Origin of the sequence: Jeotgalibacillus sp. JSM ZJ347 (assembly GCF_044383825.1) — a bacterium.
GTDB lineage: Bacteria > Bacillota > Bacilli > Bacillales > Jeotgalibacillaceae > Jeotgalibacillus.
In genome coordinates, this window is the sequence record NZ_JBISEN010000001.1 from 693720 (window position 1) to 709244 (window position 15525).

14 protein-coding genes are annotated in these 15525 nt (G+C 42.1%); all 14 read right to left on the reverse strand.

Translation table 11 applies throughout. The features are described from left to right. Positions 1-87: 87 nt before the first annotated feature. Positions 88-1647: a ribonuclease Y gene (gene rny, locus ACH6CZ_RS03610; RefSeq protein WP_374096050.1), complete on the reverse strand. Its 1560-nt coding sequence runs from the start codon at positions 1645-1647 to the stop codon at positions 88-90. Between the two features lie 231 nt (positions 1648-1878). Then, the gene (gene recA / locus ACH6CZ_RS03615) at positions 1879-2931 is read right to left on the reverse strand and encodes a recombinase RecA (protein WP_374096051.1); all 1053 of its coding nucleotides are present in this window, start codon (positions 2929-2931) and stop codon (positions 1879-1881) included. Between the two features lie 213 nt (positions 2932-3144). Continuing rightward, positions 3145-4404, reverse strand: a complete 1260-nt coding sequence (locus ACH6CZ_RS03620) for a competence/damage-inducible protein A (protein ID WP_374096052.1) — start codon at positions 4402-4404, stop codon at positions 3145-3147. A 12-nt stretch (positions 4405-4416) separates the two neighbouring features. Then, complete coding sequence (pgsA, locus tag ACH6CZ_RS03625) at positions 4417-4995, reverse strand: CDP-diacylglycerol--glycerol-3-phosphate 3-phosphatidyltransferase (RefSeq protein WP_374096053.1); 579 nt, start codon at positions 4993-4995, stop codon at positions 4417-4419. A 116-nt stretch (positions 4996-5111) separates the two neighbouring features. Continuing rightward, positions 5112-6005, reverse strand: coding sequence for a helix-turn-helix domain-containing protein (locus tag ACH6CZ_RS03630; RefSeq protein ID WP_374096054.1), 894 nt, complete (start codon positions 6003-6005; stop codon positions 5112-5114). Positions 6006-6024: 19 nt separating this feature from the next. Beyond that, positions 6025-6816, reverse strand: coding sequence for a YmfK family protein (locus tag ACH6CZ_RS03635; protein WP_374096055.1), 792 nt, complete (start codon positions 6814-6816; stop codon positions 6025-6027). Between the two features lie 145 nt (positions 6817-6961). Further along, the gene (locus ACH6CZ_RS03640; RefSeq protein WP_374096056.1) at positions 6962-7219 is read right to left on the reverse strand and encodes a DUF3243 domain-containing protein; all 258 of its coding nucleotides are present in this window, start codon (positions 7217-7219) and stop codon (positions 6962-6964) included. 75 nt (positions 7220-7294) lie between these two features. Continuing rightward, positions 7295-8008, reverse strand: a complete 714-nt coding sequence (gene ymfI / locus ACH6CZ_RS03645) for an elongation factor P 5-aminopentanone reductase (RefSeq protein ID WP_374096057.1) — start codon at positions 8006-8008, stop codon at positions 7295-7297. After that, entirely contained in the window at positions 8001-9296 is a 1296-nt protein-coding gene (yfmH, locus tag ACH6CZ_RS03650; protein WP_374096058.1) for an EF-P 5-aminopentanol modification-associated protein YfmH, read from the reverse strand. Before yfmH ends, ymfI begins: the two co-directional genes overlap by 8 nt. After that, a complete protein-coding gene (yfmF, locus tag ACH6CZ_RS03655) occupies positions 9289-10569 on the reverse strand; it encodes an EF-P 5-aminopentanol modification-associated protein YfmF (protein WP_374096059.1) in 1281 nt (426 codons plus the stop codon). Before yfmF ends, yfmH begins: the two co-directional genes overlap by 8 nt. Before the next feature lie 137 nt (positions 10570-10706). After that, complete coding sequence (locus ACH6CZ_RS03660) at positions 10707-11663, reverse strand: ABC transporter permease (protein ID WP_374096060.1); 957 nt, start codon at positions 11661-11663, stop codon at positions 10707-10709. Continuing rightward, positions 11664-12716, reverse strand: a complete 1053-nt coding sequence (locus ACH6CZ_RS03665; RefSeq protein ID WP_374096061.1) for an ABC transporter permease — start codon at positions 12714-12716, stop codon at positions 11664-11666. Further along, positions 12709-14244: an ABC transporter ATP-binding protein gene (locus tag ACH6CZ_RS03670; RefSeq protein ID WP_374096062.1), complete on the reverse strand. Its 1536-nt coding sequence runs from the start codon at positions 14242-14244 to the stop codon at positions 12709-12711. The genes ACH6CZ_RS03665 and ACH6CZ_RS03670 overlap by 8 nt, the downstream gene beginning before the upstream one ends. Before the next feature lie 184 nt (positions 14245-14428). Beyond that, a complete protein-coding gene (locus tag ACH6CZ_RS03675) occupies positions 14429-15508 on the reverse strand; it encodes a BMP family lipoprotein (protein ID WP_374096063.1) in 1080 nt (359 codons plus the stop codon). Between the last annotated feature and the right edge of the window lie 17 nt (positions 15509-15525).

Genomic DNA, 15525 nt, shown 5'->3' on the forward strand with positions numbered 1-15525 from the left:
AAACTTTAGCATGAAAGCCGGAGGGTTTCAACTTCCCTGTCATCCATTCATATGAAAAACGGTGTGCACGAGGCACACCGCTTTCACTTATTTTGCGTATTCAACTGCTCTTGTTTCTCTAATCACTGTCACTTTTATGTGACCCGGGTAATTCAGCTCTTCTTCTATCTGCTTACGGATATCCCGTGCAAGCCTGTGAGCTGTAAGATCATCAATCTGCTCAGGTCGGACCATAATCCGTATTTCACGTCCGGCCTGTATTGCAAATGATTTCTCTACACCGTCATATCCTTCAGAGATCTCTTCAAGACGTTCCAGTCTTCTGATGTAGTTTTCTAGTGTTTCACTTCTCGCCCCAGGACGTGCTGCTGAAAGCGCATCTGCTGCTGCAACTAGCACTGCAATCACTGAAGTTGCTTCATAATCACCATGGTGAGAAGCGATACTGTTAATCACTACAGGGTGTTCTTTGTATTTCGTTGCAAGCTCTACGCCGATTTCAACGTGGCTGCCTTCCACTTCATGGTCAATTGCTTTACCAATATCGTGGAGCAGTCCTGCTCTTCTCGCAAGCGCAACATCTTCACCAAGTTCAGCTGCAAGCAAACCTGATAGATAAGCAACTTCTGTAGAATGCTTCAGAACATTTTGTCCGTAGCTTGTACGGTACTTCAATCTTCCCAGGATCTTAATGAGATCCGGATGGAGACCGTGAACACCAATATCGAATGTTGTCTGCTCACCAATTTCACGAATGTGCTCATCTACTTCACGTCGTGCTTTATCAACCATTTCCTCAATCCGCGCAGGGTGAATGCGCCCATCCTGTACCAGCTTTTCGAGCGCAATACGTGCTGTTTCTCTTCTGATTGGATCAAATCCCGAGAGAATAACAGCCTCTGGCGTATCATCGATAATTAAATCGATTCCTGTCAGCGTTTCCAACGTTCTGATATTTCGTCCTTCTCTTCCGATGATGCGCCCTTTCATTTCATCATTCGGCAGGTTAACGACAGAAACAGTGGTTTCAGCAACGTGGTCTGCCGCACACCTTTGAATGGCCAGAGATAATAGTTCTCTTGCTTTCTTCTCTGATTCTTCTTTTGCGCGGTTTTCCTGTTCTTTTACCATAATTGCAATGTCCTGCGACAGTTCTTTCTCTACCTGATCAAGTATAATTGCTTTCGCTTCTTCACGCGTCAGTCCAGATACACGCTCAAGTTCGAGCTCTTGCTTTTGAACCATCTCCTCCACTTTGCTTTCCATCTCTTCAATATGTTGTTGTCTTTCATGCAAGGATTGATCTTTACGTTCCTGCATTGATTCCCGCTTGTTGAGCGAGTCATCTTTGCGATCCAGGTTTTCTTCCCGCTGCATCAGGCGGTTTTCCTGCTTTTGTAATTCATTTCTGCGTTCACGAAGTTCTGCTTCCATTTCTGAACGAAGCTTATGATTTTCATCCTTTGCTTCAAGCAGCGCTTCTTTCTTCAGTGCCTCTGCTTCACGCCTCCCATTAGAAAGGATTTGTTCAACAGTTCCCTTTGCACCACCGACTTTAGCGTCCATCATGAATTTGTGTATCATATAACCAACAACCACACCGACGATAATGCCAACCAAAATGAAGGTGATTTCGAGTGCTCCCATCGTATTCACCTCCTCTTGCTATTTCTTTTTTTCACTTTGTCTTTTCAGAATCCCCCAAATGTTTATTGGAAGACTTCATGACATTTACTTATCAATTAGAAAAATTGAAAAATATACAATCTTAATTTTAAGTCTGCAAAATTTCATTGTCAAGTAACCTAGAATAATCTGCCTCATAACATTTCATAAGAAAAGAGACAGGAAAATATCCCCTGCCTCATTTTACCCTGCTTACTTATCTTCTAACAGATCAAATTCTTCCGCTTCGTTCTGCTCATTCTCAGGTGCAGCATGTGGCTGATCCATCCCATGATGCTCACGAATCTTTAAGAGAATTTGCTGGCGCAGATCGGTATTTTCTTTCAGGAACTGCTTGGCATTTTCTCTTCCCTGTCCAAGGCGCTCTCCTTCGTATGAATACCATGATCCGCTCTTTTGCACGATATCAGCTTCTGCACCAAGGTCGATGATTTCTCCCTCTTTGGAGATACCTTCACCGTACATGATATCAACTTCTGCAATACGGAATGGCGGCGCAACCTTGTTTTTAACTACTTTAATACGCGTTTTATTACCGACCATGTCGTTACCCTGCTTAAGTGTTTCAGCCCGGCGAACATCCAGACGGACAGAAGAGTAGAACTTCAGCGCACGTCCACCAGGAGTTGTTTCAGGGCTTCCGAACATAACCCCTACTTTTTCACGAATCTGGTTAATGAAAATTGCGATCGTATTGGATTTGCTGATTGCACCGGAAAGTTTTCTAAGCGCCTGAGACATTAATCGCGCCTGAAGACCAACATGGGAATCACCCATCTCTCCTTCAATTTCCGCTTTCGGTACAAGTGCTGCAACAGAGTCAACAATGACAATTTCAACGGCACCGCTTCGTACTAATGCTTCTGCAATTTCAAGTGCCTGCTCGCCTGTATCCGGCTGTGATAAAAGAAGTTCATCTATATTAACACCAAGCTTTTGTGCATATACAGGATCCAGTGCGTGCTCAGCATCAATGAAAGCAGCCTGCCCGCCATTTGCCTGAACTTCAGCAATTGCGTGAAGCGCTACAGTTGTTTTACCCGAGCTTTCAGGACCGTAAATTTCGATAACACGGCCTCTTGGATAACCGCCTACTCCTAAAGCTGCATCCAGTGAGACAGAACCGCTTGATACAGTATTGACTCTTCTGTCAGTCTGCTCTCCAAGTTTCATAATTGAACCTTTACCGAACTGTTTTTCTATTTGTTTAAGCGCCATATCCAGCGCTGCCTGACGATCACTCACATTAATTCCTCCTTTAATATAGACGCATTAATGACGTCTCATAACCTAACTCTACTATACTCTTTTTCAGAACAGATAACAAGCAAAAACCGAACATTTATTCGTATTTTTTTAAAAGGTCATTTTCATCAGGATTTTATTAATCAAATCGTAAATCCGCAGTTAAATTCATTTTTTGTATCTATTCAATTTGGTTGATTATTTCAAAAAAATTTATTTTACAAACGGTCCGGTATTTTTCTCAATCAATTGAATCAAACCGTACATTCCATGTTTTACCGCTCTGATTCTTTTAAAGTTTCGGTCACCTTTAAGCAGTAATTTAAATGAAGCGACAATACCACCTCTAACTGATACACCAATCCACACTGTCCCCTCCGGAATACCGTTATAGTCTCCAGGACCAGCTACTCCGGTAAAGCTGATACCAATCTGACTGTCAAACTTCAGACGGACCTGTTCTGCCATGTTTTCAGCGCATTCACTGCTGACTGCCCCGTATTGACCAAGCAGGTCTCCCGGTACCCCGAGCACAGATTGTTTCGCATCATTTGAATAGACCGTCACACCGCCTGAAAGATAATTACTGGCACCCGGAACTGAAGCGATCTCAGAAGAAAATAATCCGCCAGTCAGACTCTCAGCTGAAGCAATCGTTAATTCCTTTTGTTCTAATAGCAAAGTGATTTTATGAAGCAGATTGTTCTGATCATATCCGTAACAATAGTGTCCAACTCTGTCATCAAGCACCGTAATCATCTGATCAATCAGCGCTTCAGCTTCTTTCAGCTCTTTGCTTCTAGCAGTAATTCTAAGCGTCACTTCACCGTCCTCAGCAAGCGGCGCTATTGTTGGGTTGGTTTGTTCGCTCAGAATATCATCAATACGCGACTCAAGATCTGCTTCTCCTATTCCGAAGAAACGCATGACTTTTGAGTAAATAGAGCTGCTTTCTGCTTTTTGATGATTCAGGTAAGGAAGAACCTGATCCACTAGCATTGGTTTCATTTCCCTCGGAGGGCCCGGAAGCAGCAGATATTTAGTGTGATGAACTTCCTTTAGCATTCCCGGTGCCATCCCGTGAAAATTAAAAAACACAGTACTGTTCTCTAAGACCAGTGCCTGCTTTTTATTGTTCTCTGTCATCTCGCTCCCGGTCTGCAGATAATATTGTTCGATTGCTTCTAGGGATTCTTTATCATAGGAAAGACTGCAGTCCAGATGTCTCGCTGCAGTTTCCTTTGTTAGATCATCTTTAGTCGGGCCAAGCCCCCCTGTAATGATGACAATATCAGATCTTTTTCCGGCTGTAGTAATCGTCTGTAACAGCCGCTCCTCATTGTCTCCAACTACACTATGGTAATATACATTGATTCCGGACTCTGCAAGTCTTGCAGAGATAAACTGGGCATTTGTGTTTGCAATCTGACCAAGCAGTAATTCAGAACCTACTGCAATAATTTCAGCATTCATAACAGCATCTCCTTATTTGGAATCTTTAAAAGCACCCCAGTTTTTAATAAAGTAGTCAACACCTGACCATACAGTGAAAAATGCTGCAATATATAACCCAATCACATCAAATGGTATGTTAAACATTGTGAAGAAAATATTGTGAAGTAGAAGTGCCGAAATCGCAACGATCTGCATCCACATTTTAATTTTACCAAGCATAGCAGCAGCATGGACTTCTCCGGTTCCGGCAAGAACCAGTCTGAGGCCTGTAATTGCAAACTCTCTGGAGATAATGATTATCACAATCCAGGATGGTGCCATTTGCAGTTCCACCAGAATAATTAAAGCAGCAGATACTAATAATTTGTCTGCAAGCGGATCCAGAAACTTGCCAAGGTTCGTTACCTGGTTGTATTTTCTTGCATAATAACCATCCACCCAGTCAGTCGTCGCTGCAAAAATAAAGATTAATGCGCCAATGAGATGGCTGACCGGCATTTCAGCACCAAGCAGTGTGATATCTCCCCAGTTAAAATCCACCAGCATGATCACCATAAATAGCGGGATCAGAAAAATTCTTGAGATCGTAATCTTATTAGGTACATTCATATAAGTGCTCCTTTAAAACAAATTTTTACTTATTACTAATTAATAACCGTCACTTACATCTACGTAAACCCCGATCAAAAAAATAGTCATCACGCATGATGACTATTTTTAAACATTTATGAAGGGTTCTGTACTTCGAAAATCATATTCTGAGTAATAATATCAACAGCGCCAAAGTCCACTTGTTCACCATTTATTGAAACAGTGGTACCAGGCGCACTGCCGACACGTATTCTGAACCAATTCAATTCTGAAGCGTCAAAAGTAAGCTCTTCGCTTCCTGACAGCATCTGATCTACAAGCTGATTTCCTGCCTGATCAGTAATACCAACCCAGGTTGAATCAGAATTAATCGTTACGGTCAGCGGCTCTTCAGCAGAAGTGATCTGATAGCTTGTTGTATCCCCTTCAGTACCGGCATTCTCAATTGCTAATGTTTCTTCTGCCGGTTCTTCCTCTGGCTGCTCTTCTTCATCTAGTTCTTCAGCTGGCTCTTCCGGCGCTTCTTCTGTCGGTTCCTCTTCGCTTGCATCATCAGCAGGATCATCGGATTGATCAAATGATAAAGGCTCTTCCTGCTGGACTTCTTCACTGCCTTCCGGTTCTTCACTATCAGCAGCCATAAACGACTGGAATAATACCCATGCCAGCGCAACGATTCCGATAACAAATAAAACCATAACGACAGTAGGTATAAACCTGAAAGCCGTTGAAGTATTTTTACTTCCTCTTGTCTTAACCCTTGAAAGCTGTGAAGGAATGTGGTCGTCCTGATTTGTAGGAATATCTGATGAATAAGTTTCAAACAGTTCCTCTACATTCAGATCAACAGCTTCAGCATACTGCTTTATAAATGCCCGTATATAAAACGCTCCGGGCATCATTGAATAATCTCCCTCTTCAATTCCCTGGAGATAACGTTTTTGAATTTTAGTTACACCCTGAAGCTCTTCAAGCGAGTATCCTTTTTCTTCTCTCGCTTCTTTCAGGTGGATTCCTAATTCTGTCAATGTTTACACCTGCCAATACTTAAAAGTCAAATTCTCCAAAATCCGATCCGCTGAACATCGTATTCTTATACATTAATTCGTATGTAATTTCTTCATCCGGATCGTGCCTGAGTTCAATAATGTAATCAAAATCATCAATAGAGTATTCAGTGTTTTGTACAAAGATGTCCGGATGTTCAATTACTTTAATTGAGGGCATTCTCATAATCTCCCTCACCAGCTGCCAGTGCTTATCTGATGCACGCTGAGTGGACACCACGCCGTCTATGATGAATAGATTATTCTCATTGTACTCATCCGGAATTAATTTATCACGCACGGTCTGTTTTAATAAAGTGGATGATACAAACAGCCATTTTTTGTTTGCACACACGCTTGCAGCAACAATCGACTCTGTTTTTCCTACACGGGGTAACCCGCGTATGCCAATCAATTTGTGCCCATCCTGTTTATAAAGCTCAGCCATAAAATCAACAAGAAGACCGAGTTCATCCCTGATAAAGCGGAACGTTTTTTTATCATCTGCATCTCTTTGAATATATCGTCCGTGCCGGACAGCCATTCTGTCACGGAGTTTAGGTTCTCTGAGTTTTGTCATTTGTATCGTATCCATTGTGCGGAGGATCAGCTCAAGTCTGACAATCTGCTCATCACTTCTGGCAAGAAGTAGCATACCTCTTCGCCCTTCGTCGACACCATTGATCGTTACAATATTGATAGAGAGCATACCAAGCAGAGATGATATATCACCAAGCAGACCGGGACGGTTTTTTTGAATTTCATATTCGAGATACCATTCCTTTTTCTCCATGGTGTCAGCTCCTTAATATAATTTCTTTCCAATCTATAAGGTTAATAATAAAGCATTTGTATGGAATAGAAAAGGAAAAACAGAAATTGTATCGAAATAAGTAGAAAATTGCCGCCTCATAAAATTGAGGGGGCAATTTTTACAATTAATGTTTGACCGATCCGCTTGAAAGACGGATCATCAAATTGGCAAGAACGTGCTGCTCTTTTTCATCTGCTGCTCTCCAAAGGTCTGCAAGCACTCTTTCCTGTTCATTTTTAGGATCTACATTGTTCGCTAAGTAATTTCCGATCTGAAAAGCTACTTCAGACATTTTTTCTTTATCCATTCCCTGCTTTTGTGCTGCAATGACTTTGTCTCCCAGAAAATCTTTCCACTGCTGCCAGTTATCCAGAATTGACATGTTTTCTCCTCCTTTATTCATGAACCTTGAAGGCTCATGAATAGTATGAACATCAGAAGGAAAATTATGCGGATCCTACCATCCACCGTTTACTGAGAGGACATGGCCATTCACATAAGTGGACTGGTCTCCAATCAGAAAGATGACTGCATCAGCGATTTCACCGGGATGAGCGAACCTGCCCGCTGGAATATCAGCTTCCAGTTCTTTTTTTACATCCGGAGGATAATGAGCGGTCATAGCAGTCTCCACAGCACCCGGAGCTACTGCATTGACTCTGATTCCACTCGGTGCAAGCTCTTTGCCAAGCGCCTTTACAAAAGCAATCTGAGCACCCTTAACAGCTGAATACATGACTTCAAAGGATGCGCCAGTCTCACCCCAGATTGAACTGATAAAAACAATTGATGCGCCTGATTTGTGCCGCATACCGGGGATCAGGCTCCGGATGATTCTTGCAGGCTGATACATATGAACATTCCATAATTGACCGATGATATGATCAGGCGTCTCTTCAAACAGCCCTTCATAATGATGTCCCCCGGCATGAACAATACTGTCAGGCTTCAACAACCCGGGAATAGCAAGGTCTACTTCACTGCCGTTATTCAGATTTAATCTCAGTGGAATCAGCTGATCTGCATGATCAGCATAACTAGACAGGCTTTGTACTTTTTTTTCATTCGTATGAAACTGAGCGATCACTGTGTGCCCCGTCATTAAAAGCTTTTTACACACCTCAAATCCGATCCCGCCACTGCTGCCCAGTACTAAAACTGTCTTATCCATTTACTTTAGGGAGGATATAAAAACTTGTCATCCTATCTTTTTTTACAAGTGAAGACAATGCTTCATTTACATCCTCTAATGTTAGAGTCTCAAGGACCGGTACAGCTTCAAACAGGTCCATATCATTGAATGCGTATCTGGTAAACTGATTAGCGATAAATTCAGGTGAATTAAGGGATCTTAAAAAACCGCCAATGTTCTTCTTCTTAACAGACTGCAGCTGCTCTTCCGTAATTGAAGGTGACTCAACCTCACTTAGAATGATCTGCTTGATCCGTTCAGAAAGCGCCTGTGGATTTGACGTGTTACTGCCAATTAGTGCAAACCCAAAGTTACTTTCCTGTGTGAAGTCGTATGAAAAATGGTCATCAATCAGACCTTCATCATACAGAGAAGTATAATGCTCAGAAGTTTTACCAAACAATACATCAAGTGCGGTATTAACTGAAAGTTCTTTTTTCATCAGCTGGATTCCACTGATCTCTTTTTCATTCGACTTGATTCCAACCATACATTTTGCAACCTGAACATCCATATGAAGCTCGTGGTGATCTCTGTTTACTTCTTCCGGTTCATCCTCAAATTTTCTTTTGATATCTTCTTCCTGATCAAACTGTTTTGCCAGCTGATTTTCCCTTATATGTGTCATCACAGACTCAGGATCTACAGAGCCCACAATAAAGAGCATCATGTTAGATGGATGATAAAAAGTACGGTAACACTGATAAAGGTGGTCCTTTGTAATTGAAGTAATTGACTCTATCGTTCCTGCAATGTCTACTTTTACAGGGTGATTTTTAAACATATTTTCAATTGCACCAAAATAAAGGCGCCAGTCCGCATTATCATCATACATCGTTATTTCCTGACCAATGATCCCTTTTTCTTTTTCCACTGTCTCTTCAGTAAAATAAGGTGATTGAACAAAATCAATCAAAACATCGAGGTTCTTTTCAAAATGTGATGTACTTGAAAATAAGTATGCCGTACGCGTAAAGGATGTGAATGCATTTGCAGAAGCGCCATTCATACTGAATTTCTGGAATACGTCCCCTTCTTCTTTTTCAAACATTTTATGCTCAAGAAAATGCGCTACACCATCTGGTACTCGCACGAAATCTTCTTCACCGAGCGGCAGGAACTGATTGTCTATTGACCCGTACTTTGTTGTAAAGGTAGCGAAAGTTTTATTGAAATCTTTCTTAGGCAATATACATACCTGAAGCCCGTTCTCCATTTTTTCAATATAAATTTCTTCTTCCAGCTGAGAAAATACTTTTTTATGCACTTTCAGCCACCTCCTTTGCAGTTAAAACATAAGTTGTATCTTTAATCAGCTTATGAGCTGCTTTTATCACATGATCCTTTGTAACAGCTTCAATCTCTTTAAACCATTCATTAATATGAACAGGAATGCCGGCAGTTTCACCCTGATATAGCACTTCTACAATGCCTCTTGGTGAATCGAGCGTTTCGAGCATCTGATTGGTCATGACTGCTTTCGTCTGACTCAGCTCCTGGTCTGATACATCTCCATTTTTTATGGCTTCAAGCTGACGTTCAATAATTTCTTCTGCCTGATCCACTTTCCCAGGATCCACACCGGACATAATCACAATAAGTCCTTTATGACTTTCGAGGCGGCTTGCTGCATAGTAAGCGAGACTTTCTTTTTCACGCACATTAATAAACAGCTTCGAATGCGGAAACCCGCCTAAAATGCCGTTCATCACAGCCATCGGTAAATAATCCTGATCGCCATATACGGTTTGGGAGCGGTAGCCGATATTAAGCTTACCCTGCTTAATCTGCTGCTTTTCAACAACTTTTCTTGATTGATCTACTTTAATAGCCTGAAGTTCGGCATAAATATTTTCACGTTCATTTAAAGAGAACTTTTCATCGCAAAGCGTTTCCATCTGATCAGCTTCAACGTCTCCTACGATATAAAGGTCTACTTCATCACGTTCGATCATTTCCTGATAAGTCTGATAAAGACTGTGGGGTGTAATGGCTGCTAATTCAGATTCAATACCGTTTGGATGAAGAGAATAAGCTTCCCCGCTGCACATTTCTTCAACGAGACGCTGTGACGCATAGCGCATTTTATCATCTTTCACGGCTTTCAGCTTTTGCATTAACGTGCGTTTTTCCGCTTCAACTACCTTTTCACTGAACACACCCTGCTCAAGAAATGGGTTAAAAATCATTTCATTTAAAACGTCCATCGCTTTTTCAGTCAGTGGTGTTTTGTCCTGAAGGTACTTTTCATTCGGTACATCCACAGCAAAAGTCAGGATATGATATTCACCCTTTTTATTTACGTCAACAGCAGCGCTGGCGCCATATAAATCATCGAGATGACTTCTGAAAAGCGCAGTAGTCGGCCATTTTGCCGTGCTGCTTTGAAGCACATAAGGCAAAAGTGCTCTGGCACTGACGTTTTCTTTGGATAGAAGAGATTTGAACTTGAAAACAAATTGATTAGTTTTAAATTTTTTCGTTTTAATGATTCTAATGTTCAGACCTTGCTGCTTCATTTTATGTTCGTCTAAATGCATAAAGGTTCCTCCCGGATTCGTGGTTTCTTAATAGTATTTATATTCACTACATTCACTATACATTTGTTGAAGCTTGTACAACAAGCATTTATCACCATAAAAAAACCGCCTGAGTGAAGTCAGACGGTTTTATCAGTTTATCTGCTGCCTTTAATGTAAGGCTTACCAATTGATTTTGGTGCATCAGCACGTCCGATAAATCCGGCAAGAGCAAGAATTGTCAGGATATACGGTGCTGAAAGTAAGATCCAGTTTGGTACATCTGCAAGCAGCGGGAAGCTTGATCCGATAATCGCAAGTGATTGAGCAAGCCCGAAGAACATTGCTGCACCCATTGCGCCAAGCGGATGCCACTTACCAAAAATAACAGCTGCCAGTGCGATGAATCCCTGACCTGTGATTGTACCTGCGCTGAAATCCTGTGTGATCGTCTGTGCATAAACACCACCGCCAAGACCACCGAAGATCCCTGATAGAAATACAGCGATATAACGCATTTTGTATACGTTGATTCCCATTGTATCAGCAGCCATCGGGTGTTCACCTACTGATCGCAGTCTGAGACCAAATGGCGTTTTGAATAATACAAACCAGGCAATAATTGCCACAAAAATGGCAATGTAAGAAGTTGCATAGTTATTAAAGAAGATTGGTCCAATGACCGGAATATCATATAAGAAAGGTACTCTTTCATAATAAAACGGAACTGGAATTTTCGGCGTCTGTCCTGCGCCGTACCAGTCTTTAATCAGGTAAACACCAAGACCAAGTGCAAGGAAATTGATTGCGACACCACTTACAACCTGATCTGCACGGAATGAAATGGAGGCAACTGCGTGAAGCAGTGAGAATACCCCTCCGATGACCATGGCAGCAAGGAGTGCAATCCATGGTGTCCATCCACCAAGTGCTGCTGCGAATGTAATATTAAAAACAACTGCCGCAAAGGCGCCAATAACCATCAGACCTTCAAGACCGATATTAACAACACCAGACCGCTCTGAGAAGACACCGCCTATTGCTGTGAAAATTAGCGGGGCTGATGCAAATAGCATGGATTTAACTAATATTTCAAAAGCTGATAATACATCCATTTATTTTGCCCCCTTTTTGAAACGCTGCAGAAGATACGCAATGATGTAACTTGATGCAACAAAGAAAATAATGATAGCAATTACAATCTCAACTAATTCAGTCGGTACACCCGATTGGAGCGGCATGATCAGTGCACCCTGTTTCAGGATTCCGAATAAAGAAGCTGCCAGGATGACACCGATGGCTACGTTTCCACCAAGAAGTGCTACCGCGATACCGTCAAATCCTACTCCTGAGAAAGCACCGTGGATAAATCCGTAACCGAACGTTCCAAGCCCTTCCATTGCTCCGCCAAGTCCTGCGAAAGCACCTGAGATGACCATAGAAAGAATAATGTTCCGGTTAACGTTCATTCCTGCATACTCAGAAGCATGCTGGTTAAATCCTACTGAGCGAAGTTCAAATCCAGTTGTTGTTTTTTCAAGTACAATAAAATAAATAATTGCTGCAGCTAGCGCCAGGAAGATACCATAGTGCATCGTTGAGAATTCAGTCAGTGTTTCAAAGAAAGGTGACTTTAATGATGCAGATTCAGGCACACGGTCTGTTGTATTCTGCTCATCTGAAATCACATATCGCACAAGGTAGTTACATAAGTGCAGTGCAATATAATTCATCATAATTGTGACGATTACTTCGTGAACACGAAGCTTTGCTTTTAACAGCCCCGGCACAAAAGCCCATAGCGCGCCTGCAACCGCACCAGCTAAAATCGCTACTGGAAGGTGAATGATTTTCGGCAGATCAAATGCAAGACCCACCCATACAGAAGCAATCCAACCAACTAATAGCTGACCTTCTACACCAATGTTAAAGAGTCCAGTACGGAAAGCAAATGCTACTGCCAGACCCGCAAAAATATAAGGTGTAATCTGTCTGATTGTTTCACCGATATAAAACCCTTCACCCAGTGAACCTGCTACCAATGCTGCATATCCTTCAATCGGATTGTAGCCCGAAGCCACCATGACTATGGCTCCGACCAGTAAACCGAGAAGAACTGAGATAACAGGGATCAGGATTTTCTGCCACCTGCTGAATTGATTAAACATTCTCTGTTTCACCCGCCTTATTCTTAGAGCCGGCCATCAATAATCCAAGCTCCTGTTCCGTTGTCGTTTTAGGATCAACAATTTCAATAATATTACCGTCATAAATAACCGCAATACGGTCACTTACATTAATAATTTCTTCAAGTTCAAATGATACAAGCAGCACTGCTTTACCATTATCACGCTGTTCAATCAGGCGTTTATGAATAAATTCAATGGCCCCTACATCCAAACCTCGTGTTGGCTGGGCTGCAATCAGCAGATCAGGATCACGGTCAACCTCACGTCCGATAATTGCTTTTTGCTGATTTCCCCCTGAAAGTGCACGTGCAGGTGTGTTTTCTGATGGTGTTCTGACATCAAATTCCTGAATCAGTTTTTTGGCCTGCTTATTAATTTCTTTATTGTTCATCAGACTGTATTTTGAATATGGCTTGTGGTAGTAGGTCTGCAGCACCATATTGTCCCCAATCGGAAAATCTAGTACAAGACCGTGCTTATGTCTATCCTGCGGGATATGTCCTACACCGGCTTCTGTAATCTTTCGTGTCTTATAAGAGGATAGATCCTGATCGTTTAATTTGATTGATCCTGATGAGACTTTTCTAAGCCCTGTAATGGCTTCAATCAGTTCAGATTGTCCATTACCATCAACTCCGGCAATCCCCACGATTTCTCCTGCTCTGACAGTCAGATCCAGGTCCTTAACGGCGGTGACTCCCCGTGAATCCTTTACATTCAGCTTTGAGATTTCGAGTACATTATGTTTCGGAGTAGCTTCTGTTTTGTCCGTTTTAAAGGTCACTTCACGGCCGACCATCAGACTGGCAAGCTGAGTTGGAGTCGTCCCCTCAACGTCTAACGTATCAATCCCTACTCCTTTTCGAATCACCGTTACGCGATCACACACTTCAATAATCTCTTTCAGTTTGTGAGTAATCAGGATAATTGATTTTCCTTCTGCAATCAGTGTTCTGAAAATCTGTATTAATTCCTTGATTTCCTGCGGTGTTAATACGGCAGTTGGCTCATCAAAAATCAGGATCTCGGCGCCGCGGTAAAGTGTTTTTAAGATCTCTACACGCTGCTGCATCCCTACAGAAATATCAGCAATTTTAGCTTTCGGATCAACTTTCAGTCCATAACGGTCTGAAATCTCCTGAACCTGGCGTTCCGCTCTTTTCATATCTACAACGGTTCCTAAGACATTTGGTTCATTTCCAAGGACAATATTCTCTGTCACTGTAAAAGTATCCACCAGCATAAAGTGCTGGTGTACCATTCCGATTCCAAGATCATTTGCAACATTAGGGCTTGTAATCTTTACCTTTTCCCCGCGTACTTTGATCTCGCCTTTTTCCGGCTGATACAATCCAAATAACACATTCATTAAAGTTGACTTCCCGGCACCGTTCTCTCCTAAAAGCGCGTGGATCTCACCTTTTTTTAATTGAAGCGTGATATTATCGTTTGCAACTATACCCGGAAACTCTTTTCGGATGTCGAGCATCTCTATAACATAATCCATCCGTTATCACTCCTTTATTTATCATGCGGTGGTAGGTTGAATGAGGTCTGACTTCTTTTACCAACCCTTTTTAAAAATGCTAAATGAAGAAGGAAGAATTTTTCCCTTATTCAGTTAACATTCTTGCAAAAAAAAAGGGAATTTCGGGACCGAATCAGTCCCTCCATTCCCTATGCATTTGTTATTACTCAAGTGTAGAAGGTACTTCAATTTCACCAGCAACGATTTGCTCTCTGTAATTTGCAATCTCATCAAGGATTTCCTGAGACAGGTTGTCCTGACTTTCTGCGATCGCAATACCTTCTTCCTGGATTCCGTACTCAATTATTTCTCCACCAGGGAAGTCGCCTTCCATTGCACGAGTTGAGATATCCTGAACAGCAACGTCAACACGCTTAACCATTGAAGTAAGAGTTACGTTGTCTTCTCCAACCTGACCTTCATCCCACTGGTCACGGTCAACTCCGATTACCCATACCTGACGATCAGGATCCTGCTGCTTAAGGTTCTTCGCTTCAGTGAATACACCGTTACCAGTCCCACCAGCTGCGTGATAGATTACATCTGTTCCTGAACCATACATTGAAGCTGCAATCTGCTGACCGCGAGCTGCATCATTGAAATCTCCAGCGAATTCAATCTGAACTTCTGCATCCGGGTTAACTGCTTCAACACCAGCCTGGAAACCTGCTGCGAACTTATTGATCAGGTCAGATTCTACTCCACCAACAAATCCGATCTGATCAGATTCAGTTGTAAGTCCAGCTGCTACACCTACCAGGAATGAACCTTCATGCTCTTTAAACGTAATAGATGCTACGTTGTCGCCTTCAGATACATCATCAATTAAAGCGAAGTTTGTTTCAGGATTTTGGCTTGCTACCTCAGTCAGTGCCTGATTTAAAAGGAAACCAACTCCAAAAACAAGGTTAAAATCATTACGTACAGCAGTATTCATGTTCGTTACATAATCTGCGTCATTATTAGACTGGAAATAAGTAAAGCCGTCAGTTCCTTCTTCAAGTCCATTGTCAGATCCGAACTGCTGAAGACCTTCCCAAGCTGACTGGTTAAATGACTTATCATCAACACCGCCAGTATCAGTTACCATTGCTACTTTAAAGTCACTCGTTTCTTCAGTGCCTTCTCCGCCACCGTTACCTTCATCTGTACCTGTGTCAGCCTCATCGCTGCCACATGCTGCAAGAACTGTACCTGCTGCAAGAATCATTGAAAGTGCTACTCCGTACTTACGCTTCTTCATTTTGTTACCCCCTGAAA

Coding starts and splice junctions, on each gene's coding strand:
- ACH6CZ_RS03670 (WP_374096062.1), bottom strand. CDS start 14,244: ATGGATTATGTTATAGAGATGCTCGACATCCGAAAAGAGTTTCCGGGT.
- pgsA (WP_374096053.1), bottom strand. CDS start 4,995: ATGAATGTACCTAATAAGATTACGATCTCAAGAATTTTTCTGATCCCG.
- ACH6CZ_RS03640 (WP_374096056.1), bottom strand. CDS start 7,219: ATGTCAATTCTGGATAACTGGCAGCAGTGGAAAGATTTTCTGGGAGAC.
- rny (WP_374096050.1), bottom strand. CDS start 1,647: ATGGGAGCACTCGAAATCACCTTCATTTTGGTTGGCATTATCGTCGGT.
- ACH6CZ_RS03675 (WP_374096063.1), bottom strand. CDS start 15,508: ATGAAGAAGCGTAAGTACGGAGTAGCACTTTCAATGATTCTTGCAGCA.
- ACH6CZ_RS03635 (WP_374096055.1), bottom strand. CDS start 6,816: ATGGAGAAAAAGGAATGGTATCTCGAATATGAAATTCAAAAAAACCGT.
- yfmF (WP_374096059.1), bottom strand. CDS start 10,569: ATGCATTTAGACGAACATAAAATGAAGCAGCAAGGTCTGAACATTAGA.
- ACH6CZ_RS03665 (WP_374096061.1), bottom strand. CDS start 12,716: ATGTTTAATCAATTCAGCAGGTGGCAGAAAATCCTGATCCCTGTTATC.
- ACH6CZ_RS03660 (WP_374096060.1), bottom strand. CDS start 11,663: ATGGATGTATTATCAGCTTTTGAAATATTAGTTAAATCCATGCTATTT.
- ymfI (WP_374096057.1), bottom strand. CDS start 8,008: ATGGATAAGACAGTTTTAGTACTGGGCAGCAGTGGCGGGATCGGATTT.
- ACH6CZ_RS03620 (WP_374096052.1), bottom strand. CDS start 4,404: ATGAATGCTGAAATTATTGCAGTAGGTTCTGAATTACTGCTTGGTCAG.